Origin of the sequence: Halomonas sp. DN3, from assembly GCF_024137905.1 — a bacterium.
In the GTDB taxonomy this organism is placed as follows: Bacteria; Pseudomonadota; Gammaproteobacteria; order Pseudomonadales; family Halomonadaceae; genus Halomonas; species Halomonas litopenaei.
Genome location: NZ_CP099965.1, coordinates 4768699 through 4792488 on the forward strand (window position 1 = coordinate 4768699; position 23790 = coordinate 4792488).

The 23790-nt window shown below is 59.7% G+C and carries 27 protein-coding genes; 23 read left to right on the forward strand and 4 right to left on the reverse strand.

What is annotated here, in order from left to right; translation table 11 throughout:
• Positions 1-74 precede the first annotated feature (74 nt).
• Positions 75-797, reverse strand: coding sequence for a cytochrome c biogenesis CcdA family protein (locus NKF27_RS20560; RefSeq protein WP_124804560.1), 723 nt, complete (start codon positions 795-797; stop codon positions 75-77).
• 251 nt (positions 798-1048) lie between these two features.
• Here NKF27_RS20560 and NKF27_RS20565 point away from each other — a divergent pair, with 251 nt between their 5' ends.
• From NKF27_RS20565 to NKF27_RS20605, 10 genes are all read left to right on the forward strand, one after another.
• Positions 1049-1681, forward strand: coding sequence for a peroxiredoxin (locus NKF27_RS20565; RefSeq protein WP_045991690.1), 633 nt, complete (start codon positions 1049-1051; stop codon positions 1679-1681).
• An 82-nt stretch (positions 1682-1763) separates the two neighbouring features.
• Positions 1764-2171: a heavy metal-responsive transcriptional regulator gene (locus NKF27_RS20570; RefSeq protein ID WP_045991689.1), complete on the forward strand. Its 408-nt coding sequence runs from the start codon at positions 1764-1766 to the stop codon at positions 2169-2171.
• Between the two features lie 87 nt (positions 2172-2258).
• Entirely contained in the window at positions 2259-4748 is a 2490-nt protein-coding gene (locus NKF27_RS20575) for a heavy metal translocating P-type ATPase (RefSeq protein WP_253554688.1), read from the forward strand.
• A gap of 26 nt (positions 4749-4774) precedes the next feature.
• Positions 4775-4909, forward strand: a complete 135-nt coding sequence (locus NKF27_RS21205) for a hypothetical protein (RefSeq protein ID WP_275886765.1) — start codon at positions 4775-4777, stop codon at positions 4907-4909.
• A 63-nt stretch (positions 4910-4972) separates the two neighbouring features.
• Positions 4973-5803 (forward strand): thiol:disulfide interchange protein DsbG, encoded by an 831-nt coding sequence (gene dsbG, locus NKF27_RS20580; RefSeq protein WP_253554689.1) that lies wholly within the window; start codon positions 4973-4975, stop codon positions 5801-5803.
• Positions 5804-5860: 57 nt separating this feature from the next.
• Complete coding sequence (locus tag NKF27_RS20585) at positions 5861-6538, forward strand: TVP38/TMEM64 family protein (RefSeq protein WP_253554690.1); 678 nt, start codon at positions 5861-5863, stop codon at positions 6536-6538.
• A 33-nt stretch (positions 6539-6571) separates the two neighbouring features.
• Positions 6572-7099: a DsbE family thiol:disulfide interchange protein gene (locus tag NKF27_RS20590; protein WP_035414173.1), complete on the forward strand. Its 528-nt coding sequence runs from the start codon at positions 6572-6574 to the stop codon at positions 7097-7099.
• A gap of 68 nt (positions 7100-7167) precedes the next feature.
• Complete coding sequence (gene lgt, locus NKF27_RS20595) at positions 7168-7980, forward strand: prolipoprotein diacylglyceryl transferase (protein WP_253554691.1); 813 nt, start codon at positions 7168-7170, stop codon at positions 7978-7980.
• A complete protein-coding gene (locus NKF27_RS20600) occupies positions 7977-8486 on the forward strand; it encodes a protein-disulfide reductase DsbD N-terminal domain-containing protein (RefSeq protein WP_240184315.1) in 510 nt (169 codons plus the stop codon). The genes lgt and NKF27_RS20600 overlap by 4 nt, the downstream gene beginning before the upstream one ends.
• A gap of 31 nt (positions 8487-8517) precedes the next feature.
• A complete protein-coding gene (locus NKF27_RS20605; RefSeq protein WP_108450074.1) occupies positions 8518-9249 on the forward strand; it encodes a sulfite exporter TauE/SafE family protein in 732 nt (243 codons plus the stop codon).
• Here the strand turns inward: NKF27_RS20605 and NKF27_RS20610 are convergent.
• Positions 9246-9674 (reverse strand): MerR family transcriptional regulator, encoded by a 429-nt coding sequence (locus NKF27_RS20610; protein ID WP_083970235.1) that lies wholly within the window; start codon positions 9672-9674, stop codon positions 9246-9248. The two genes, NKF27_RS20605 and NKF27_RS20610, sit on opposite strands and share 4 nt — an antisense overlap.
• Positions 9675-9930: 256 nt before the next feature.
• Between NKF27_RS20610 and NKF27_RS20615 the strand changes: the two genes are divergently transcribed.
• From NKF27_RS20615 to NKF27_RS20650, 8 genes are all read left to right on the forward strand, one after another.
• Complete coding sequence (locus NKF27_RS20615) at positions 9931-10170, forward strand: hypothetical protein (RefSeq protein ID WP_045991679.1); 240 nt, start codon at positions 9931-9933, stop codon at positions 10168-10170.
• Between the two features lie 116 nt (positions 10171-10286).
• A complete protein-coding gene (locus NKF27_RS20620) occupies positions 10287-10940 on the forward strand; it encodes a redoxin domain-containing protein (RefSeq protein ID WP_253556526.1) in 654 nt (217 codons plus the stop codon).
• A 64-nt stretch (positions 10941-11004) separates the two neighbouring features.
• The gene (locus tag NKF27_RS20625; RefSeq protein ID WP_035414165.1) at positions 11005-11445 is read left to right on the forward strand and encodes a DUF411 domain-containing protein; all 441 of its coding nucleotides are present in this window, start codon (positions 11005-11007) and stop codon (positions 11443-11445) included.
• A 15-nt stretch (positions 11446-11460) separates the two neighbouring features.
• Entirely contained in the window at positions 11461-12024 is a 564-nt protein-coding gene (locus NKF27_RS20630) for a TlpA disulfide reductase family protein (protein WP_071211088.1), read from the forward strand.
• A complete protein-coding gene (locus NKF27_RS20635) occupies positions 12021-12401 on the forward strand; it encodes a hypothetical protein (RefSeq protein ID WP_185696437.1) in 381 nt (126 codons plus the stop codon). Before NKF27_RS20630 ends, NKF27_RS20635 begins: the two co-directional genes overlap by 4 nt.
• Positions 12402-12419: 18 nt before the next feature.
• Positions 12420-13163 carry a cytochrome c biogenesis CcdA family protein gene (locus NKF27_RS20640; protein WP_045991676.1) on the forward strand — a complete coding sequence of 248 codons (744 nt, stop codon included), beginning with the start codon at positions 12420-12422 and terminating at the stop codon, positions 13161-13163.
• A gap of 23 nt (positions 13164-13186) precedes the next feature.
• Entirely contained in the window at positions 13187-14047 is an 861-nt protein-coding gene (locus NKF27_RS20645) for a YCF48-related protein (protein ID WP_253554693.1), read from the forward strand.
• 31 nt (positions 14048-14078) lie between these two features.
• Entirely contained in the window at positions 14079-14498 is a 420-nt protein-coding gene (locus tag NKF27_RS20650) for a cytochrome c (RefSeq protein WP_231498565.1), read from the forward strand.
• A gap of 649 nt (positions 14499-15147) precedes the next feature.
• Here the strand turns inward: NKF27_RS20650 and NKF27_RS20655 are convergent.
• Positions 15148-15291, reverse strand: a complete 144-nt coding sequence (locus tag NKF27_RS20655; RefSeq protein WP_253554695.1) for a hypothetical protein — start codon at positions 15289-15291, stop codon at positions 15148-15150.
• 891 nt (positions 15292-16182) lie between these two features.
• Between NKF27_RS20655 and NKF27_RS20660 the strand changes: the two genes are divergently transcribed.
• From NKF27_RS20660 to NKF27_RS20675, 4 genes are all read left to right on the forward strand, one after another.
• Positions 16183-16656, forward strand: coding sequence for a tripartite tricarboxylate transporter TctB family protein (locus tag NKF27_RS20660; protein ID WP_253554696.1), 474 nt, complete (start codon positions 16183-16185; stop codon positions 16654-16656).
• 22 nt (positions 16657-16678) lie between these two features.
• The gene (locus tag NKF27_RS20665; protein WP_253554697.1) at positions 16679-18190 is read left to right on the forward strand and encodes a tripartite tricarboxylate transporter permease; all 1512 of its coding nucleotides are present in this window, start codon (positions 16679-16681) and stop codon (positions 18188-18190) included.
• 58 nt (positions 18191-18248) lie between these two features.
• Entirely contained in the window at positions 18249-19229 is a 981-nt protein-coding gene (locus NKF27_RS20670) for a tripartite tricarboxylate transporter substrate binding protein (RefSeq protein WP_253554698.1), read from the forward strand.
• Positions 19230-19322: 93 nt separating this feature from the next.
• Positions 19323-20966 carry a thiamine pyrophosphate-dependent enzyme gene (locus tag NKF27_RS20675; protein WP_301271173.1) on the forward strand — a complete coding sequence of 548 codons (1644 nt, stop codon included), beginning with the start codon at positions 19323-19325 and terminating at the stop codon, positions 20964-20966.
• Between the two features lie 94 nt (positions 20967-21060).
• Here the strand turns inward: NKF27_RS20675 and NKF27_RS20680 are convergent, their stop codons facing one another.
• Entirely contained in the window at positions 21061-21897 is an 837-nt protein-coding gene (locus NKF27_RS20680) for a LysR family transcriptional regulator (protein ID WP_253554701.1), read from the reverse strand.
• A gap of 114 nt (positions 21898-22011) precedes the next feature.
• Here NKF27_RS20680 and NKF27_RS20685 point away from each other — a divergent pair, with 114 nt between their 5' ends.
• Positions 22012-23778, forward strand: a complete 1767-nt coding sequence (locus NKF27_RS20685; protein WP_253554703.1) for a SulP family inorganic anion transporter — start codon at positions 22012-22014, stop codon at positions 23776-23778.
• Positions 23779-23790: the final 12 nt, after the last annotated feature.

The window sequence follows — 23790 nt, forward strand, 5'->3', positions numbered from 1 at the left end:
TTCTGTTGCGTGGTCGGTGGCGTTTCTCCTCGCTGATATGAACAGGTTACACCTTGCCACCGCCGCCGACCCGACTATCCCAGTGTCGCCAGCGAGGGAAACCAGTCGACCATGATGCTGGAAAGCCGCGTCATGGTGCCCGAGACGATGGCGATGCCCATCAGGATAACGATCGTGCCGGCGACTGGGCGAGCATAGGCGCTCCACCTACCCAGACTTTGCCGATGCAGGGCGAATCGATTGATCAGCAGGGTGCTGGCGAGAAAAGGCAGCGCCAGGCCCGCCGAGTAGGCGCTGAGATAGAGCATGCCGGCCTGGGCACTGGCGGCGCTGGAGGTGGCCATCAGGATGGCGCCCAGGATGGGGCCGATACAGGGCGTCCAGCCGATGGCAAAGGAGATCCCGAACACCGTCGCCGACAGCGGGGAGCCACCCTGGACGTTCGGTGTGAACTGAAGGGTGCGCTGGAACAGCGGCAACCGGAACACACCGGTCATGAACAGGCCCAGCACGATCACCGCCGAGCCGGCGACCCAGTTGAATTCCTGGCGATACCCCCGCATCAGCTGGCCGATACCACTGGCGCCGAGTCCCAACAGGATGAACACGATGCTGAAGCCGAAGACGAAGAAGGCACTGAGGATCAATGCCTCCAGGCGTCTATCGGCCTTGCCGGCACTCCCGCCCGTGACCACCGACAGGTAGGCCGGCAACAGCGGCAAGGTGCAGGGCGAGAAGAAGGAAACCAACCCGCCGGCGAAGGCGCCAATCAGACCGATAGAAGAGAGAGATTCCAAGGCGTTACGCTTCCTGGGGGGGGCAAGGTGCTGGGCGCGAAGCAGCCTGGGGCCGGCCGCCTACTTCGGACATGGTTAGGCAGAGAATTCTAAGGGTTGCGCCTACCTCAAAGTCATCCATGAGTTAATGCCTTTTGATATAACGTAAAAGAATAGACTCCTTTCCTCGAAAGCCCTTGACCTTAAAGTTGACTTAAAGGTTATCGTGCGTAGTGCATCATCCGACACTTACCATAGATAAGGATAGTGAGATGACCCTACAGCTAGGGGAGATAGCTCCCGATTTCACGATCGAATCCACCGAAGGCACGCTTGGCTTTCATCAGTGGCTGGGCAAGGACTGGGCCGTACTGTTCTCGCACCCCGCCGATTATACGCCAGTCTGTACCACGGAACTTGGCGCGTTTGCCAGGCGAAAGGACGAGTTCGCCGCGCGTGGCGTCAAGCTGGTGGGGGTATCGGTCGACCCCCTCGCTTCTCACCACGACTGGGCGAAGGATATCGAGCAGACCCAGGGCGCGGCCCTGAACTATCCCCTACTGGCGGACGAAGACCAGGTGGTGGCGACGCTGTATGGAATGATCCACCCGAAAGCCGACCCCAAGGTGACGGTGCGTACCGTCTTCATTATCGATTCCGACAAGAAAATTCGCCTGACCTTGACCTATCCGCCCAGCACCGGGCGCAACGTCGACGAAATCCTGCGGGTCATCGACTCGCTTCAGCTAACCGACAAGCACAAGGTTGCAACGCCCGTCGACTGGCAAACCGGTGACGATGTCATCATCTTGCCATCGCTCACGGATGACGACGCCAGACAACACTTCCCCGACGGCTGGGATGCCAAGACACCCTATCTGCGGGTCGTGCGCCAACCGGACTAGTCGAAGTCACGACTCGTGACTCAGGCTGCCCGGCCCAGTCGGGCGGCTAGAAGCTCCGATTCACAGTGCGAGAGGTGAAGCCATGCAAACCCTCAGTATCGGTGAGCTTGCCGAACGTAGTGGGATCGCCAGTCAGGCGATCCGATATTACGAGAAAGAGAAGCTCATGCCCGCCCCCCCACGGACGGAAGCCAACTATCGGCGTTATCCCCTGGATGCCGTGGCCCGGTTGCAATTCATCGTCCATGCCAAGCAGTGGGGCTTTACGCTCGACGAGATCCGTGAGCTGTTGATCCTCCAGGATGCCAACGGCGACCGGGCACAGGCCAAGCGCATCGCCGGCGAGAAGCTGCACAAGATTCGCGAGCAGATCAAGCATCTCTCGCAAATCGAGGCTGTGCTGTCCAAAACGCTTGAAGAATGTACAGGCGAAGGACCGATGCAGGAAGGCTGCCCCATCGTCGACGCCATCGCCGATAGGGACGAATGAGCGGCCTCGTCGCTTCTGGCAGTGTAACGCAGGAGTCCCGAAGCGCGCACGCTGGGCTGATGAAGAACCAAGTTGGGGGAGACCGCAATGGCGGAAAACGTCGATATCGAGATTCGGGGCATGTCCTGTGCGTCCTGCGTCGGACGGGTTGAGCGGGCCCTCGGCCAGCAGCCGGGCGTGATTAACGCTCAGGTGAACCTGGCCACACAGAAGGCGGCGATCCAGATAGAGGGAGGCTCCACGACGGCCAGCCTGCTCGACGCTATCGTAACGGCGGGCTATCAGCCGGTGGTGGAGAGCCTCGAGATTCCCGTCGCCGGCATGAGCTGCGGATCCTGCGTCTCGCGGATAGAACGAGCGCTCGGCAAGCTGCCCGGCATGGTGGAGGTGAGTGTCAATCTCGCCACCCAGAAGGCCTTCGTCCGTTTCCTGCCGGGGACCGTATCGCTGGCACGCATTCAGCATGCCATCCGCGAGGCGGGCTATGAACCGCAGGAAACCGAGTCGCAGCAGCAGGCGGACGACGAGGATCGCGAGGGACGACAGCTTCTCCACCGGGTCATTCTCGCGGCAGTGCTCACCATCCCGGTGGTCATCATCGCCATGGGAAAAGTGATTCCCGACTTTGATGCGCTCTTGGCGAGTCTGATGCCGCATCGCGGCTGGATGGGCGTCGAGTGGCTGCTGACCACGCCCGTGCAGTTCTATGCCGGGGCGCGCTTCTATCGCGGTGGTTATGCCGAACTTCGACATCTCAACCCGGGCATGAACAGTCTGGTCATGATCGGCTCGAGCGCCGCCTACTTCTATTCGGTCGCCGCTCTGCTGGTACCCGGCTTTTTCCCGGCTGATACCGCCGTGAGCTACTTCGAGGCGGCGGCGGTGATCGTGACGCTGATCCTGTTGGGACGCTACTTCGAGCACATCGCCAAAGGCCGTACCTCCGAGGCGATCAAGAAGCTCCTGCAGTTGCAGGCGAAAACCGCCCGCGTCATCCGCGATGGCGAAGCGGTCGAGGTGCCGATCGAGGCCGTCGTGCCCGGCGATCGCATCCTGGCCCGCCCGGGCGAGCGTATCCCGGTGGATGGCATCGTTGAAGAAGGCCATTCCTTCGTCGACGAGTCGATGATCAGTGGCGAACCGGTACCGGTTGCCAAGCAGCAGGATGCCGAAGTCGTCGGCGGCACCATCAACAAGAACGGCGCGCTTACCTTCCGCGCCACTCGGGTCGGTGCCGACACCGTGCTGTCACAGATCGTCAAGATGGTGGAAGCGGCACAGGCCGAGAAACCCCCGATCCAGCAGTTGGCCGACAAGATCGCCGGTGTCTTCGTGCCCGTGGTCATCGCCATCGCCCTGATCACCTTCGGGGTGTGGTTCGCCGTCGGGCCGGCCCCGGCGCTGTCCTTCGCCTTCGTCACCACGGTGAGTGTGCTGCTGATCGCCTGCCCCTGCGCGATGGGCCTGGCCACCCCGACTGCGATCATGGTCAGTAGCGGCAAGGGGGCCGAGATGGGGGTGCTGTTTCGCAAGGGCGCGGCGCTCGAGACGCTGGCCAAGATGGATACCGTCGTGCTGGACAAGACCGGCACCCTGACTCAGGGTCGCCCCGAGCTGACCGACTTCGAAGTGATCGAGGGGCACGAGAATGAGGTGCTGCGACTGGTCGCGGCAGTGGAAGCCCAGAGCGAGCACCCCATCGCCGATGCCATCGTGCGCGGCGCCCAGGCGCGTGGACTCGAGCTGCCGGCCGTCAGCCATTTCAGCGCCGAGCCGGGCTACGGCATCGAAGCCGACGTCGCCGGTCACCGGCTTTACGTAGGGGCCGATCGCTACATGAACCGGCTCGGGATTGGGCTCGGCAAGGCGGAAGAGCGCGCCAAGGCGCTTGCCGAGGATGCCAAGAGCCCCCTCTATGCCGCGGTGGACGGCCGACTCGCCGCGGTCATCGCGGTGGCCGATCCGCTCAAGGAGGGCTCGGCCGAAGCCATTTCAGCACTCAAGGCGCTGGGGCTGGAAGTGGCGATGCTCACCGGCGACAACCGCGCCACCGCCGACGCCATCGCCCGACAGGTCGGCATTCAGCGCGTACTCGCCGAGGTGCTGCCTGACCAGAAGGCAGACGAGATCAAGCGACTACAGGCCGAGGGCGGTAAGGTCGCCTTCGTGGGCGACGGGATCAACGATGCGCCGGCGTTGGCGCAGGCAGACGTGGGCATCGCCATCGGTACCGGGACGGATATCGCCATCGAGGCCGGTGATATCGTGCTGATGCGTGGCGACCTGCGGGGCATCGTCAATGCCGTGGCACTCTCCAAGCGCACCCACCGGACCATCATCGGGAATTTCGTCTGGGCCTATGGCTACAACGTGGCGCTGATCCCCGTGGCGGCGGGCGTGCTCTATCCGTTCATCGGCGTATTGCTCAGCCCCATGCTGGCGGCAGCCGCCATGAGCGTCTCCAGCGTCTTCGTGTTGACCAACTCGTTGCGGCTACGCCGCTTCACGCCGGATATCGATGACGCTTCGCCGGTGACGGGCGGTGAACCCCAGGCGGTTCGGGCCCGCCAAGTCTGAGTAGCAAAATTTAATAGGAGACCAAGATGATGGGAAGCGAAGCATGCACGTGGGGGATGGCAGGGATGGGGCTCATTTCCATCCTGCTGATTATCGCGCTGGTGTTTGGCGTCGCCGCGCTCGCCAAGTATCTGTTCTTCGGAAAGAAGCGTGATAGCTGACAGCCCATCGCTACAAGCAGGCACGATTCCGGGGTTGATCAGAGAGCGACAAAGAGACCGTTCATGAAGAAAATCATCTATTCCACTTATTGCCTTGTTATTGCAGGGCTGTTCGGTCTCATTACGCTTCCCGCTCTGGCGGAGGAAGCGGGGGGCGATTCCCTTGAAGGCCACCAGGCCATTAGTGCAGCCGATACTGGAGCTCCCCTGCCCGCATCGATTACGACATTATTGGATCAAGGACTCAAATTCCATGGAACCTTTAATGCCCCGGACGATATACAAGGTTATGCCTTGTCCTATGATAATGAGCCCGTGGCGGCTTATATTCCCTCCACTTCCGACCACGCTATCATCGGTACCTTAATTGATCCTCAGGGCAACGCTGTAATGGAAAACCAGCTTCAAGCTCTGGTGCTGGAACCGATGCTGGAAGCTACCTGGAGCGCGTTCGAGGACACTCGCTTCATTCCGGAAGGGGATGATGATGCATCACATATCGTGTATACGCTGACCGACCCCAATTGTCCCTACTGCAATGCACTGTGGAAGAGCTCACGACCTCTAATCGATCAAGGTGAACTTCAGCTTCGTCATGTGCTGGTCGGCGTTCTGTCAGAGGGCAGTCTCCGCAAGGCGGCCGCGATCCTTGAGTCGAATGCCCCAACCAAAGCCCTCGAAACCCATGAATTGAACTTCCGCAATGGCGGCATCAGTCCGGTGGTGCCGTCGGAGGAGAGTCGAGCGCTTCTTAGGCGGCATGCCCAGCTCATGCGCGAGGCCGGCGCCACGGGAACGCCGACCAGCTATTACCGCGATGATGAAGGTAATGTGCAGCGCATCAATGGTGCGGTGTCGACCGACCGGCTTCGCGACATATTGGGTGTCGAATGACGCGCCATAACGGCACAGGGGTGACATGAGATGTCATCTCACACAACTGAGATGAGTATGGCAAGCACGCTCGGTGTAAAACACAGGCTCATATTGGGAGCTTCTGTGCTGATTGGCTTGGTGATCCTCTATTGGATCCTGATGGAGACCGGTGCCTTATCGACGCTCACCAATAAGCAGGTCCTGCGTGAGTGGGTTGGCCAGTTGGGGGTCTGGGGGCCATTGACCATTATCGCCATGATGATAGCGGCCATTGTCATGAGCCCGATACCCAGTGGGCCGATAGCCATAGTGGCCGGTGCGATCTACGGCCCTCTATGGGGGACGGCGTATGTGGTCATCGGTGCCGAGGCCGGCGCGTTGCTCGCTTTCGGCATCGCTCGCCTGCTCGGCTATGAGGTGATCCATCGCTGGTCGCGTACTCGCCCCATCCTCGACTGGCTGGGCAGAGAACGCTCTCAGACGGGGTTGATGCTCGTCGTATTCGCATCGCGATTGGTGCCATTCATTTCGTTTGATGCCGTCAGCTACGCGGCAGGCCTGACACCGCTGGCCTTCTGGCGTTTCTTGATTGCCACGCTGGCTGGCGTACTTCCGACGGCGTACTTGATCGTCATGTTCGGGGAGATACTCATAGCTACCGACTCCCACGGCCTCGCGGTCGCGTTGATTCTGATCAGTGGCATCACGCTCCTGCCGATCCTGGCAAAACTCGTCTGGGCTCGGAATACATGAACCATGACAGCTGACATCCTGTGAGACGCATACGTGAAACGGCGACTGTTACTGCTTATTCCTCTGTTGGTTTTCCTGGGACTGGGGTTCTTCCTCTATCGTGGTTTGGAAATGAATCCTTTCGCTCGCGATTCGGCTCTACTGGCCAAGCATTTCCCACCCTTTACCCTGACAACTCTGGAAGCCCCCTCACGCCGTGTTGACGAGTCCCTCCTCAAGGGTGAGGTCACGCTGGTCAATGTCTGGGCGGAGTGGTGTCCAACCTGTAAGGAAGAGATGCCCCAGTTGCTGACACTGGCCGAACGTGGTGTGCGCTTGATTGGCATCAACTACAAGGACACCCGTGCCAAGGGGCTGGAGTTTCTTGACCATTTTGGACGACCTTTCGAAGTCAATATTTTTGATCCGGATGGCGATCTTGGGTTCGAGCTAGGTGTCTATGGTGTGCCAGAGACTTTCCTCGTCGATACCGAGGGCATTATCCGCTATAAGCATACGGGCTATATCACTCCCGAGGATGTTGAGAAAGTTATTCAGGAGATAGAAAAATGGCAGCAATGAGTCATCGAGCGTGCTGAAAGTTACTTTTATTGATAACGCGGCCGGTAACGGTCAGATAAGGAAGGCTTATGCTGCAATATCCTCAGATTGATCCCGTGGCCATTTCTCTGGGGCCAGTACAGATTCACTGGTACGGCCTGATGTACGTAGTCGGGCTGGTCGCCGCCTGGTGGCTAGGGCGTCGTCGAGCCCATCGCCTGGGTTTGAGTCACGATGATATCGGCGATCTGATTTTTTACGCTGCCGTGGGGATCATCTTGGGTGGCCGCCTGGGCTATGCGCTGTTCTATGGGCTCGAGCAACTGCTGGCCAACCCACTGTGGCTCTTCAGAATCTGGGACGGCGGCATGAGCTTTCATGGCGGCCTGGCCGGTGTGTTGCTCGCGGCATGGCTGTTTGCCCGCAAGCACCGCCTGGCCTTCTTTCAGTTGACCGATTTCATCGCCCCGCTAGTGCCGATCGGCCTGGGTGCCGGGCGCCTCGGCAACTTCATCAATCACGAGTTGCCGGGAAGGGTCAGCGATATCCCTTGGGCGATGGTCTTCCCTCCCATGATGGGGCTGGGGCCGGAGCCGCGCCACCCTTCAGCGCTCTACGAGTTCGCCCTGGAAGGGGTAGTACTGTTTGCCGTGCTGTGGTGGTTGTCGCGCCGACCGCGCCAGCGAGGGCTCATCTCGGGGTTGTTCCTGGTGCTTTATGGCACCTTCCGCTTCGGCGTGGAGTTCGTGCGCCTGCCCGATCCTCACCTTGGGTTCGTCGCCTTCGGCTGGCTGACCATGGGGCAGCTGTTGACCCTGCCGATGCTCATCGCGGGGCTGGCTCTGGTTGTCTGGTCAATGCGTCAGCCAGTGGATAGGGCGAAAACGGCGACGGCCTCATGAACACGGCCTTCACCTTTCTGCTGGTGCTGCTGTTCGTCGCCACACCGGTAGCGGCCCGTGGAGAGTTTCCCGCGGGCAGTGGCAAGAGCTCCCCCTTCGGTACCTCGGCTCAACGGGAATTCCTGGCGACTAAAGAAGCCTTCCGGGCCAGCGCCTGGCGAGACGATAGGCGGCTCTACGTCGGTTTCGTCATTGCCGAGGACTATTACCTCCACCGCCATCGGTTTGCACTGGAAAGTCGCTCTCCGGGCGTCAGTTTCGGTGAGCTGGCAATTCCCCCCGGCGAACCCATGGTGCACGCGTCTCTGGGGGAAATCGAGGTGTTCTATGACCAGGTGGTATTCAGTGCGCCCATCGAGGCGAGCGACACCGCTGCCGAGCCGCTGGCCATCACGGTGACCTTTCAGGGGTGTTCCGACCTGGGACTCTGCTATCCGCCCGAGCTGGTCGAGCTCGACGCGCTGTACGGTTCCCCCTCCGGCAGCCTTCGATTCTCCTCCTCGTGATACTGGGAATAGCGAAGAAGGAGCGCCTTGATTGGATCCCACCGACCTCAGCCTGCCGCCGCTGGCGGCGGCCTTCGTCTTCGGCCTGCTCGGAGGGGCGCACTGCATCGGCATGTGTGGCGGGATCATGAGTGCCCTGACCTTTGCCGTGCCCTCCAGCATGCGGCAGCCGGGACGCCTGGCCGGCCTGCTGCTCGGCTACAACCTGGGCCGCATCAGCAGTTACATGATCGCCGGCGCTCTGGTGGCGCTACTCGGCTCCGTGCTCAATCATGCCCTGGACGGCATCGCCCTGGTGCTGCGTATCCTGGCGGCGGTCATGCTGATTCTGATGGCGCTGTATATCGCCAACTGGTGGAAGGGGTTGCTACGTATCGAAGCCCTGGGTCGCTCCCTGTGGTGGCGTATCGAACCGCTAGGTCGAGGCTTGATGCCCGTCGTGAAGGTACCCCAGGCCTTCGCGCTGGGCTCGATCTGGGGCTGGATGCCCTGCGGGCTGATCTATTCAATGCTGGCCTGGAGTCTGGCCGTAGCCGAGCCGCTACGCGCCGCGGCGATGATGGGGGCCTTCGGGCTTGGCACCCTCCCCGTCGTCCTGGCGACCGGTATGGCTGCCCGGCGCATCTCGCTATGGATTCGCCATCCAGCGACCCGCACGCTGGCGGCGTTGCTGATCATCGCGTTTGCCGTCTGGCAACTCTGGCATCTGCACTCCATGACCGGCATGGACGATATGGCCAGCATGGCGCCGTCGCATCACTAATGGCAACCGCACGGGCCATCCGTCACGATAGCCGGTTGTGCCGATCCCAGCGATTCGATCAGTTGCTTCAGGCTAGGGGCCTCGGAACCATCATCATGGTCGATGCTTTCCAACCATCGCGCTATCGCCTGGAGTTCATGGATCCGCGAGCGAATGTAGCGCCCTTGTTCAGCCAGGGGAGCGTACGTATCGCTAACCGGAGGCATGTCGTGCTCCGCCCAGGTCAATATCTGCTTGATGTCTGGGAGACCGACTCCCAAAGAGCGAAGGCAATTAATGAGACGCAGGCGACCCAGTGCCTTCTCGTCATAGAGTTGATAGCCGTTGCGCGAGTCCCGTTGCGGTCGTAACAACCCCTCACGGGTGTAGTGGCGTACCGTTTCCGCAGTGACCCCACCAGCCCGAGCCAGTTCAGTGACTCGCATTGTCTTTTCCTCACCTGCCCGTTTTCAGACAGCCTACAACCGTGAGGCCGCCCAAAGGTCAAGGTATGGCTGTAGCGTTCAACTGGTGGCCTGCTGCATAAAGCGGGAACGCAAAAAATAAAGTCTTGACCTTGAAGTTTGCTTTAAGGATATCTTTCCAGCAAGCAGCGCTGCTGCCAGGTAGAAATCCAAGCCAGGCCTTCTATCAGCCTTGCTGGTGGAAAGGTGATTCCCAGAAAGATTGAGGAGAAGTGTCATGCGGAAACGTCACACAGCAATCTTGACTGCCGCCATCATCGTCGCCAGCAGCTTCGGAGCCGGCTCGCTTCTTGCGCAGGAAGAGAATCAGCAGACGCCAATGGAGGGCGACATGATGCAGGAGGGCAGCATGCACGACATGATGGGAATGATGCGTGAAATGAATACCATGATGAAAAACTGCAATGCCATGATGGAAAATATGCAACAAGGCCATGAAACCGACAGCAACACCTGAAGTGGCACTGGCCGGGGCTGCTCCGCATAGGAGCAGCCTTCGTTAGAACTGGGTAACGCGAAGGGAGGACGGTACGTGAAAAAGAACTGTATACACCACTACTCGTCTTGGCATTGATGCCCAGTTCTCCTGTCTTTTCCCATTCCCTCGAAGATACCGAGGAAGAGCTGCAAGAGTGGGAACGTTACGCCCAATTCATCGACCAGCCATCGCCGGAATTTTCGTTGAATAATACAGACAGCAATGGCGTGTCGTCTTCCGACTTGGAACAAAGCGTCGTGGTGCTCAATATCATCCACTCGCGCTATCAAGAAGCCTGCCCGGTGCATATGAACCTGATTGCCGAGGTGCAAGAGCGAGTCAACGATACCGGCCTACGATATGATGTTGAATTTATCACCATCGCTACCGACAGTGAGGACTTTGCCGGCACGCACAACAACATGCGGGCCTACGGTGAAAATTTCGATCTGGACCCCGCCAACTGGCGGTTTCTTTATCGAAGCGAAAATGAGTTTGTCGACACCACACGCCAGGTCGCGGAAGCCTACGGTCTGAAATTCGACGATGTGGCCGAGGGCGTCCAGGCGCATGGCGTTGTGACTCATGTCATCGACCAATCAGGACGGATACGGGCCCGCTTTCATGGGCTCAAATTCGATCCGGAGCACCTAGTTTACTATGTAAAGGTGTTGGCAGAAGGACCAGAGACATTATCCACCGGTGTGTGGGATCGCATTCGCCATACTGTCGTCAACACCTTCGATTAATGCCGCGAGAGTATAGCCGGCCTAGCTGCCGAACGTTCTCGTGAACTCTATGGAGCCTTAGCGTATGAAACACTGGAAAGCGCTGACCATCGCTTCTCTATTGACCTTCCCCCTGACAGGGTTGGCAGCCGAGACGTCGGCAACCCTCTACAAGAACCCCAACTGTGGCTGTTGCGCCGAATATGCCAAGTATCTCGAACGAAACGGGTTCGAAGTGGAGACAATCGATACTCACGATCTCGCGAAGATGAAAGCCGAACACGATGTTTCCGAGAAACTGCAGGGTTGCCATACCACGCTCATCGACAACTATGTCTTCGAGGGCCACGTACCCGTGGAAAGCGTCACCCAGGTACTCGAAGAGAAACCTTTCATCAAAGGCCTGAGCGTACCCGGAATGCCACTTGGCTCACCGGGGATGTCGGGCGAGAAACAGGGCCCACTGGAGGTTTACACCCTGGCCTTTCAGCCGACCGATACCCCTGAAGTTTACGCCACCCACTGAAGGTGAGCCTTGGTCATGAGACAACTGATCGGGACCAGTTGGGTAGCGGTGGCATTGTGGGGAATGATCACCTCTTTGGCCGTCGCCGAACCACCCAAACGTGTGGGGCCGAATGGGTTTCTTCTCTGGGAAAGCCCACGCGAGGTGTCGGAAATTAGCTTCGAGGCTGGCGACGGTACCCCGCTGACGCTGACCACTTTCGGAGGAAAGCTGATCCTGCTCAACATCTGGGCGACATGGTGTGGCCCTTGCCGCGAGGAAATGCCCACCCTGGATGCCCTCCAGGCTGAATTGGGTGGTACGGATTTCGAGGTCGTCGCACTCTCGATCGATCGCAAAGGCATCGAGGTCGTCAACGAATTCTATCAGGAGGTGGGGATCGAGCATCTCGCTCCCTACGTCGATCCAACCGGCATGGCCAGCGCGAACCTCAGTGCCGTGGGTATTCCCACGACGCTTCTGCTCGACCGCCAGGGCAGGGAGATCGGACGCCTGGTCGGGGAGGCCGAGTGGGATACCCCTGAAATGATCGACTTTCTTGCCGAAACCATAGAAACCACCCAGGAGGACGCGCCATGAGTTGCTGTGACGACAAGCCCCAAAAGGGCCAAGAGAAAGCCGGACTGAAAGGCCTGGTAACAGGCCCACGCCGCTGGATGCTGCTGGGCGCTGTGGCGGTGGCTGGTGGTCTTGCCATGGGCTGGGATCAACTGGTCCTGCTGGGCATCGCCCCTATCCTGGTGACCCTGTTGCCTTGCCTAGTCATGTGTGGAGCAATGTGTATGCTGAAATGCAAGGACAAGAAAGGCAAGGCTACCGAGCCGGGCGAAGCCCCTGACGTCCAAGCCAACGTGGAAGCCTCTACCGCGGTAACCACGGAGACGGCATCTGCCAATCGCCAAGCAGCGGATCACCAGGTGCCATCCGAGCGCCCCGACTCCAAGCTCCAAGCCTAGCCACGGGATTAAGGGGGGATGTGGGAAGTTGCCAATATCGGCCTGGCCACGGCCTTTCTGGCGGGCCTGACCTCGTTCGCTTCGCCCTGTGTCTTGCCGCTCGTGCCTAGCTATCTCTCCTTCGTGGCCGGGCGCTCGCTGGGGCAGATACGGGAAGCGGACCGGCGGGAGCGGCTCCGGGTATTGACCCAGTCAATATGGTTCGTGCTCGGGTTCTCCACGGTATTCCTGATGCTGGGTGCCAGTGCCACGGCCATCGGTCGCCTGCTGCTGGTCTACCGCCAGGAAGCCAACCTGGTCGGTGGTATCATCGTCATCCTGTTCGGTGCCTTCATGACCGGGCTCATTCCGCTGCATTGGTTACAGCGAGAATGGCGATTTATCGGCAGGCTTAAGGAAGCGGGCGGGGGGCCCAGTGCGGCTTATCTGCTGGGTGTGGCGTTCGCGTTCGGCTGGACCCCCTGTATCGGCCCGATCCTGGGCGCCATTCTGACCGTCAGCGCCTCGACGGCCAATGCCCCGAGCGGAATGGCGTTGCTCGGCATCTATTCGCTGGGCCTGGGGGTGCCCTTTCTGTTGACGGCGGTGTCACTCGATCGCTTCCTGCAACACCAGAAATTTCTGCGCCGCTGGGGCCGGGTCACGCATCTGGCGGCCGGGCTGATCATGATCCTGATGGGCATCTTGATGATCACCGGCAAACTGACCGAGCTGTCCTATTGGTTATTGCGCACCTTCCCGGCGCTAGGCAGCATCGGCTAGCCATTATTCGAGGAAATATTGCAATGAACAAGATCACGAGTCGCTTCTGGCGTGCCCTGTCACTGACGAGCTGGGTCATGGCCAGTCTGAGCTTCGTCAGTATGGCCGGGGCCGCCGAGGAGGCATTGCCGTCGCTGAGTTATGACCAAACAGGCGAACGGCTGCTCAAGGTCCAGGCCAACCAGCTTTTCGAAAGCACGGATGGCCGAGCGGCCTGGACGATGATTCCCTTGCCCGACGAAGTAGCGGAGGGACGGTTGGTAACGGTATCGGCAACAGCCGAACATGCCCTCTATATCGCCGGCCCCTCGATCGGGGTGCAGCGCAGCACCGATCATGGAGAAACCTGGCAGGAACTCAACGATGGCTTGCCTAACCAGGACGTTACCGCCTTGGACGTGCACCGCCATCAGCCCGAGACACTCTATGTGGTGATTGCCGACGACGGCCTCTACCAGAGTGAGGATGCCGGCACGACCTGGAAGAAGATGGATAGCGGTCCTGCCCAACCCGTTCGCCGGCTCATCCACTCCGATATGGAGGGGAGCATGCAGACTGGCTGGCTCTATGCGGTGTCCGACGATGCGGTTCGCCTGTCGATGGATTGCTTCTGCGGCTGGCGACCGACCGGGGAGCTCGATGCCGGCAGAGTCTATGATCTGGCCTACAAGCTCGACGATCCCGAACACGTCTATGTGGCCACGGAGCAAGGCCTGTGGCGCAGCGACAATGGCGGCCAGGAGTGGCAGCAAGTAAAGGGTGATGGCCCGACGTTCGTCACGCTTACGCTTGCGCCGCAGGGAACGCTCTATGCCCTGGATCGCGAGGGGGAGCTCATGCGCAGCGAAGATCAGGGCCAAACCTGGACACCCCCCGATGCGTAAGCTCTGGATCCTCGTCACAACGTGGCTGCTGATGAGTGCCGCCGGGCAGGCCATGGCGGGGGGTGGCCCCTCTTCGCGCGATACCTCTCGGCTGGAAGAGGGAGAAAGGATCTACCAGCAGTACTGTGCCAGCTGCCACGGCAGCGAGGGCGAGGGCCAGCCGAACTGGGAGCACCAGAATGCCCAGGGCGAATTGCCCGCTCCCCCTCACGGGCCGGAGGGGCATACCTGGAAACACTCCGATGCGATGCTCTACCGGATCATCGCCGAGGGATGGCGCGACCCCTGGAACAAGACCGAGCGACTGACGATGCCGGCCTTCGAGAATGTCCTGACCCCCGCCGAGATCCGCTCCGTGGTGAACTATCTCAAGACGTTATGGACGCCGGAGCAACGACGTCATCAGGCGGAAGAAAGCGAGGGAGCCCCATTTCCGTCGCAGAGTGAGTAGCTGTGGGGCTAGGGAAGCGCTGCGTAAACACCTCCGCAGCTGACGGAGAGTCAACCGCAGGGTAAAACCTGGCTTTCTTGCCACTGTCTGACCAAAGCCAACCGATGAAGCAGATTTCTGTCGCTCAGGCTCAGCAACAGAACAAGAAGAAGGTTCCCCGCAGCGAACGGTGTCTGGGAAGCCTTGAACAGGACATCATGCACGCCCCCAAGGTCAGTAGCGGCATTTTCACCACTACGCTGCTGACATTACTCTCAATACCAGCCCAGAGGTGGTGGACATTTCATCGCACGCACGAAGCCCCCTGCGAGAGCGTCACCTTGAGCTGATTGTGGTAGGTTTGCATTTGCTCTCAGCTAGGACTGTCTCTCTCCTACCAGATGGGGAGTAAGATGGGTAGGAACAAATAAAAAACTATGCACAAAATAAAACTAACCAACTGTTTTATAAATAAAAAATACATCAAATTACATCTTCAGATTCAGAATATTGAGTGAGGGCCGCTGTATCCGCCAAGGCCAGTCGAGCATTCAGCACAGAAGACGTATTGACCCTGGCTAGCGAATCCACTTGACTGTGAATCAAGTGGATTGGGAGTTCCCGGTCGGCGCTACAGCCTCGGTGGTTTCACCGGGGCTTTTCGCTTTTTTCACCCAAAGTTTTCCAATTCAATCAGCATGTTGGCCGGCATCGACAAGCGCTCGCGGTACTCCACCTCACCCAGCTCGGTCTTCACCGGGCGAAACAAGTACTCCGTGCGCACGCCAAGCTCCTTGGACAGCTTTGTCAGCATGCCGGAGCCAGGCATGCATGCTCGTACTTCTTGATCATGTTGGCGCTGACGTCGGTGCGTTGCCCAGGGCCAGCATGGAAAGACCTGCGGCCGCACGGGCACGCTTCAGTCGTGCTCCAATCATGCTTACCTCTCGGGTTTATAAATTTCTCATTTTAACCGCAGTCATAAACCCGCCTTCGTACCGTCCGAAAGGCCTCTTGGCGCCAAGCAGACTGCTGCTCTCAGCTCTACTCTTCCTGGCGCCAGCAAGAGCCCCCCCCTGAGTCCACAGACCGCAAGCGAGCCCGTCGCTGCGGACGTCGCTCCATGGCGCGTATCGACTTGCGTTGCGTTCCAGGTGTCAGGTCCTTGCGTTCGCCTCGAATCTCGTCGCGCCTCCTGAGGCGTCTTCCCACCCCACGCCGCCGGGCAAATTGCGCGCCGACAGTTGACGCGCCTTCCCGGGTCTGGCTACTCTAGCCAAATAATCGATTTTTGAGAAAAACAACGAGACAAATACTAAAAATCGTCGATAAGCACTGCGTCGCGCCACGGCTCCACTCAGCCATCGCTGTCACACCAACAATACAAACCACGGTGTAACGACATGATGTACGCCTTGCCTTCCAGACCCTGGCTCTCCAGGCCTGGTGACCATAACGCTACTGCGAGCATCGCCGCGCCATTCGCGATGCCAGCCTGTAAGCAGTCGAAAACTCTTCCGGGTGCCAGGCGCCCCTCCTCCGTGCCGTGTGTATCCGGTGGGCCAAGACACCTCCCGGACACAGCCTCCCGACGCTTGCCTTGCTGTCACCGAAGGCTTCACGGCTCAGCTGCTTGTGTCGCCCCTGGTCAAGACGACCACATCCGTTCGGCCTGATATCCGCACGAGTTCTGGAGAGTGCCTGTATGACCATCGTCACCAGAGACCGCGTCCTTGCGGTCGCCATGCTCGCCTTGTGCGGCATCATGTACGCCGAGTCAGGCAATATTCGTCCCCCTACCAGCTGGCAGCCCTACGGCTCTGCACTCTTTCCTCGCCTCTTGCTGGGCGTCATTGCCGTACTCGCCCTGTTGATCCTGCTGCGATCCCTCTTTACCAAAATTGCCGAGACACGGCCCCTGAACCACCTGAGCGCCAGCGAGTGGATCAAGCGCAATCACAAAGTATTGCTGCTCTTCGCCTTCTTTGGGCTCTACGCTGCCGTTCTCCCCTATGCCGGATACCTGGTATCAACGATCGCTTTTCTCGCCGGCTCCATGGCACTGCTCCTCGGTGTTGGCTCTCGGCGAAAGGTCGCGATGAATCTATTGATCAGCCCGACAGTGGCCCTTTCGATCTACGCAGTCTTTCAACTTGGTCTCGGCATCTGGTTGCCTTGAGTCAAACAATAAGGAACACATCATGGCCGAGTTCTTTACTCATGCGCTTTCGCTCGTTGCCAGCCCATCCGTGCTGCTGCTGATCTTCATTGGAGTCTTGTTCGGTATCATCGGGGGAAGCATCCCCGGCTTTACCGTCACCATGGCCATCCTGGTGGTATTCCCCTTCACCTTCGCCATGGATCCTGTCAGTGGCGTATCCATCATGGTCGGCGTTTTCGTCGGTGGATATTCAGGAGGCCTGGTTTCCGGGGTCATGCTGGGGATACCTGGAACACCTTCTTCGATAACTACGGTTTATGATGGCTATCCGATGGCGCTGAAAGGTGAGCCTGGCCGGGCCCTGGGTGTTGGCGTCCTGGCTTCGTTCATCGGTACGGTCATCAGCGTTGCGGTATTGGTATTATTTGGACCGCTGCTGGCCAAGTTCAGCATGAACTTCCGCCCCTGGGAAATTTCCACCCTTATCCTCTTCGCTCTCACTCTCGTCGCAGGCCTCTCCAATGGCCGGCTACTTAAGGGGATGCTAGCCGCCGCACTGGGCCTTTTCATCACAACCGTTGGCTATGACAGAAACAGCAACATCCGTTTCGACTTTGATTCGACACTACTGAGCTCTGGTTTCGAGATACTTCCCGTCATGATTGGCATTTTTGCCTTCTCGCAACTGATGGAGAATATCGAAAAAACAAATAATGGTAACTCAACGAAAGAGAACGAAATCCCTGTCAGCGTAAGCATCCCATACAGGACCATCGTAAAGGATATTTTTAGCCATAAGGTGAATACGGTTCGCTCGTCACTTATCGGGAGTTTTGTCGGTGCTCTCCCTGGAACTGGCGGAACAGTCGCCAACTTCATCAGCTACGATCAGGCCAAGAAATTCTCGTCTCAGCCTCAGAAGTTTGGTACCGGGGTCCCGGCAGGCATCATCGCATCGGAGGCGTCCAACAGCGCCGTGGCCGGTGGGGCCTTCGTTCCCACCCTGGCGTTGGGTATTCCCGGTGATCTTCCCATGGCGATCATGATGGGGGTGCTGATTCTGCATGGTATTACCCCGGGCCCCCTGATGTTTGAGCAAAATCCGGTGCTGGTCGGCGCCGTTTACGTCAGCCTGCTGATGGCTGCCGTCGCGATGGTTCTCTGCCAGTTGCTGCTGGTTCGCTGGTTTGCACGTATTGCCCTGATTCCACAGCAGATACTCGTGCCCATTGTACTGATGCTCTGCGCCATCGGCGCCTATGCCTTGAACAACAACCTTTTTGATATCTGGGTTCTGTTCGGCTTTGGCATCTTCGGTTATCTGCTCTGGAAGGCGGACGTACCCCTTGCGCCACTCATTCTGGGCGTCGTCCTCGGACAAAACCTGGAGCAGCAGCTCTTTCGGGCACTCGAGCTGGATAGCAACCTTCTCACCTTCCTTACTCGTCCGCTTTCTGCTCTCTTCATCGCGCTATCCATCGCCTCGATCGTACTTTCCATCATGCAGAACAAAAAGATGAAGTCACAATCCAGTGACAGCAAGGCAACATAAAAGCGTCTTCATCAAAAGCAAGTTGAAAAAACCACAACCACAAGACTGGAGTCGATCCATGTATCATAAGAAACATCTAGCCCTTGCCCTCGCTAGCGCCATCGCCGCCACGGCATCCATGGTTTCGTTTTCCGCTGTCGCAGACGACTATCCCGAGCGCGACATTCGCCTGGTGATTCCCTACGGTGCCGGCGGTCCAACCGACATCATCTTCCGTCAAATTGCACGTGAGGCGGAAAAGGAGCTTGGCGTATCGATTGTTCCCGTCAACATGACAGGTGCCGGCGCCACCCTCGGTTCTCGAAACGTCAAGGACTCGGATCCGGACGGCTACACTATCCTAGGTGGGCATGACAATATTGCTCTTTCCTATATTGCCGGGATGGTGGACTACTCCTACGACGCGTTTTCTCCGGTAGCTAGGGTCACCCAGACATTCAACATGCCCACCACCTACCCTGGCCACCCCGTTCAAGACGCCAGCGAGATCCCTCAATATATCGAGGATCATCCGGGCGAGGTCAAGTTCAGCATGATCCCGACCTCAACTGACCATTTCTTCTGGATGCAAATGTTCGATGCGATGGACATTGACCTCGACGATGTGAAACTCATCAGCTATCCGGATACTACCGAGCAGATGTCAGCGCTGATGGCGGAGGAAATCGACTTCACCATTACCAATGCCGCTTGCTGTTCATCGTTCTATGCAGACGGCACCTTTCGCCCACTTGGCGTGGCGCATTCTGAACGCCTGAGTGGCGAGGCGCTGAAGGACATCCCGACGTTCAACGAGATGGGCATCCAGATGGAGTCGGCGACCAGCCGAGGGATTTTTGCGCCACAGGGCACACCACAGGAACGTATCGATATCCTGGCGGATGCGTTCGAGAAAGCTCTCGAAAACGAAGAGCTGAGAGAAAAGCTCATTACAGAACTGGGGTCAGAACCGAATTTCCTTGCTGGCGAGGAATATCAGGAGTTCCTGACAGCCAACCAGGAAGCTCTCGAAAAGGTGGCCGAGAACATTTCCTTCTAACGCCCTGGCACCAACCTTGGGCCAGTAGCCTGGTGGTGGCGATGACAACGCCGCCACCAGGCTTTCAGCAGTGATAACGACAAAGGCGACAACATGGAAATATCTGCAGCGGAGGCGTTGGTCAACCAGCTCTCTACTCTTGGTGCAGACAGGGTGTTCTGTGTCCCAGGCGAGAGCTATCTGTCAGCCCTCGATGCCATGTACGAGCATCGAGACATTGGCGTCATTTCATGCCGCCACGAGGGCGGCGCGGGCTTCATGGCGGTGGCAGACGCCAGATTGGCGGAGCGCCCCGGCATCCTGTTTACCAGCCGGGGGCCTGGGACCATGAATGCCGCCATCTCACTGCATGCAGCACAGCAGGATGGCGTACCGCTGCTGGTATTCGTCGGTCATGTTACCCGGCAGGAGTCGGATCGGGCCGCATTTCAGGAAGTTGAATACCGTCAGACCTTCGGGGATATCGCCAAGGCGGTCTTCGAGATCCGTGAAGGCGACCGCGTGGTGGATACCGTTGCCCGCGCCTGGAACCTGGCAATGTCGGGGTCACCGGGACCAGTGGTGATCGTGCTTCCGGAGGATATGCTGCAGGACCGCGTGGCCTCCGACATCATCCCTCACGCAGCCTCTTCCCGACCGGAACCTTCCCTTGCGCAGCTGGATCTTGTTCGGCAGCGTCTGGCCGAAGCCAAGCGTCCCCTTTTGCTGGCCGGGGGCCAGATCAACACCAAGGGAGCCCGCCAGGCACTAGAGCAAGTCGCCGAACGCTGGAACTTGCCCGTACTGGGGACCTTCAAGCAGCAAGAGGTAATGACCAACGAACACGAGCATTGGGTCGGCCAGGTCGGATTTACCATGCCTGCCAGCCTGTCGGAGAGTTTGCAGCAGGCCGACCTGATTCTGGCTGTGGGAACTCGCCTGGGCGACATCACCACCCAGGGCTTCCGCTTTCCCAAGGCGCCGGTGCCGGACCAGGACGTCATTCAGGTCTATCCCTGTGCAGATCACATCGGCCGCAACATCTCACCTCATCTCGGTATCGTCGCGGACAGTGAACGCTTTCTTGCTGCCATGGCGGCAAGCGAAGCGCCCAAGCCCTCCGACGGGCGTGGGGCGTGGGTTGCACAGCTGAGAGAGAACTATCGTTCGCTGGCCGCCTACACACCTGCTCCCCGGTCTAGTGAAAAGGGCGTCGACTTTGGCGGCGTCGTGGACGCCGTCAACCGGCTGTCCTGTGCAGATGCCACCTTCTGCCTCGACTCTGGCAATTTCGCGACCTGGGTCCATCGCTACCTGGTACTGCGCCCTGGGCAGCGACTCCTGGGCAGTGCGTCCGGGGCCATGGGTAGCGGCGTCCCTTACGCTGTTGCGGCGGGACTGCACAACAAAGACCGTACGGCTGTCGCCTTCCTCGGGGATGGCGGCGCCTTGATGACCTGCAACGAGCTGGCTACAGCGGTGCACTATGGCGCCAACATCAAGATCATCATTGCCGACAATTCACTGTACGGAACGATCCGCAGCTTCCAGGAAAAGATCTTCCCCGGAAGGCCAGTAGGGACCTCTCTCACCAGCCCTGACTTTGCCGCCTGGGCCGAATCCTTTGGCGTCCGTGGCTGGACCATCAGCGAAGACTCTCAGGTCGAGGACGTGATTCAGCAAGCCTTGTCTCACCCAGGCTCTGCCGTCGTCCACGTGAAGCAGAACCCAGAGCGACTCAGCGCATTCAGTCCTTGAGAGAAGACGTGGCTCGTTGCCGGCGGACGATAGCCTTGCGCTTTGCTGTCTTGACCTTAAGGGCCGAGAAGGCCGCCGGCTCACTGAAGTTTCTTCACCCCAGATGCTCGATCAACTCGCCGATCAATTCGCGGTGCTCGCCGTGCCAGTGGTAGGCCACATAGGCCTTTAGCTCGATGACGGGCGCGCCCTTGACCACGAACAGCCGCTGCCGGTCACACCAGGGGGCGACGATGTCCTGGGGCAGGTAGGCGGCGCCGCCACACTCGAGCAGCAGGCCGAGGGCGATTCGACCGCTGTTGACCCTGCCTCGCGCCAGTTGGCGCTGCGGAAAGCTGCTCTCGTGGATGCTGGCAAACGCCGTGCCCCACTCGACCCGGATGTAGCCTTCGCCCACCGCCTGCTCGGCGCGTCTATCCGGCTGGCTGGAGACCATCACCAGCGGGATGGTCGCCACCTCCTCGACCCCGACGCCACTGATGCGCGGGGTGTCGTAGAGGAAACCGACGTCGATCATGTTGCGCTCCAGTTTCTCGACCACCCGCAGCGGGGTGCTCTCTTCGGCGCGAACGCCCAGGGTCGGGTAGGCGCGGTAGATGGTGGCGAGCCAGTCCTGCAGGAAGATATCCCAGAGGCTGGCGACCCCCGCCACCACCAGACGCCGCTGGTGCCGCTCGCTCAGGGCGGTGTCCTCGTAGGCTCGCTCCCAGGCGTCGAGCAGAAAGCGGGCGTGACGCTCCATACGCTCACCGGCGGGGGTCAAACCGATGTGGTGATGGCCGCGGCTGAACAGCGACAACCCCAGCTGCGCCTCGAGTTGACGAATGCGTGCGCTGACCGTCGACGGCGAGACACAGAGGCTCTCGGCGGCCTTGCCGAAATTGCGCAGCCGGCTGACCTCGAGAAAGGTCTTCAGCAGTTGGGTATCCACGGCTCACCTATGCGGTTTTTTTGTTCGTGAAGCACAAAAAATTTTGTTTTTCAGGATACCCGCATTTCTCTAGGCTTGCCCGACCCCCTACTTCTGCCCACCTGAGGTTCCGCCATGGCGTCGTCCCCCAAGCGTTATCTGCCCTTCCTGCGCTGGGGACGAGGCCTCGACCGCCGCACCCTGTCGGCGGACATGATGGCGGGCCTTACCGGCGCCATCCTGGTACTGCCACAGGGCGTGGCCTATGCCTTCATCGCCGGGCTGCCACCGGAGGTCGGGCTCTACACGGCGATCGTCGCGGCCACGGTGGCGGCGCTGTTCGGCAGTTCCTGGCATATGATCTCAGGCCCCACCGCGGCGCTCTCCATCGTGCTGGCCAGCGTGATCGGCAGCCTCGGCACGCTGACACCCGACCAATACCTGGGAGCGGCGCTGACCATCACGCTCCTGGTCGGGCTAATCCAGCTGGCCATGGGGCTCTTGCGCCTCGGCAATCTGGTGAGTTTCATCTCCCACACGGTGGTCATCGGCTTCACCTCTGGTGCGGCCATCCTGATCGCCACCAGTCAGATGGAGCACCTGCTTGGCGTGTCCATCGACGCTCAGGGATTCCTGGCCGAGCTGTCAGCGCTGTTCCGGGCGCTGCCGGATATCAACCTCTACGCATTGGCCATCGGGCTGATCTCGCTGATCACCTCGCTGGTAGCACGACGCCTCCATCGTCGTAGTCCTCACCTGCTGCTGGGCCTGGCCGCCGGCAGCCTGGCCTGCTGGTTGATGGATGGCGCCGCCCACGGTGTGGCGCTGGTCGGCACCCTGCCCGGGACCCTGCCACCCGTTACGCTGCCCGAACTGACGCCGGACAGTCTGCGTGTGCTGACCTCCGGCGCCTTCGCCATCGCCCTGCTGGGGCTGATCGAAGCGGTATCCATCGCCCGCGCCATTGCCCTGCGCTCGCGTCAGGTGATCGACGGCAATCAGGAATTCATCGGCCAGGGCCTGTCCAATATCGTGGGCGGCTTCTTCTCCTGCTACGCCAGTTCGGGCTCCTTCACCCGCTCCGGTGCCAACTATGACGCAGGCGCCCGCACCCCGCTGGCCTCGGTGTTCGCCGCCCTGCTGCTGTCGCTGATCCTGGTCTTCGCCCCGGGCATCACCGCCTACCTGCCGCTACCCGCCATGGCCGGCGGTATCCTGTTGATCGCCTGGAACCTGATCGACGTCCCGCACATCGTCCATCTGGTACGCGTCAGTCGCCACGAGGCGATGGTGCTGGTCGCCACCGTCTCCGCTACCCTGCTGGTGGCACTGGAGTTCGCCATCTATATCGGCGTGCTGCTGTCACTGGTGCTCTATTTAAAGCGCACCTCGCGTCCCACCGTCCTTGAAGTGGCGCCGCGCCAGGATCATCCCCGGCGACTCATCCGCAACGTCAGGCGCTACCAGCTCGAGCAGTGCCCACAGCTCAAGATACTGCGCATCGACGGCTCGCTGTTCTTCGGTGCCACCGACCACGTGCAACGTCGTCTTCGCGCCTTCACCGCAGAGCCGGGCTCCCGTGCGCTGATCATCGGCAAGGGCATCAACTTCATCGATACGGCGGGCGTGGAGATGCTGCTGCAGGAGGTCCGTCGCCTGACGGACCAGGGGGGCGAGCTGATGATCAGCTCGCTCAAGGGTACGGTGATGGACGAGCTGCGCCGCCGCGGGGATCTGAAGAGAATCGGCGAAGCGCGCTTCTTCGAGACCACCGAGGCGGCCATCACCTCGATTGCTCCGTCACTGAATCCAGACGTCTGCCAGTGCTGCGCCAAGCGCGTCTTCGGCGAGTGCGCGTCGAAGCCATCGCCTGAACACGGTGTCCTGGCAAGCCAGGTCTGACAAGCGGCGCCC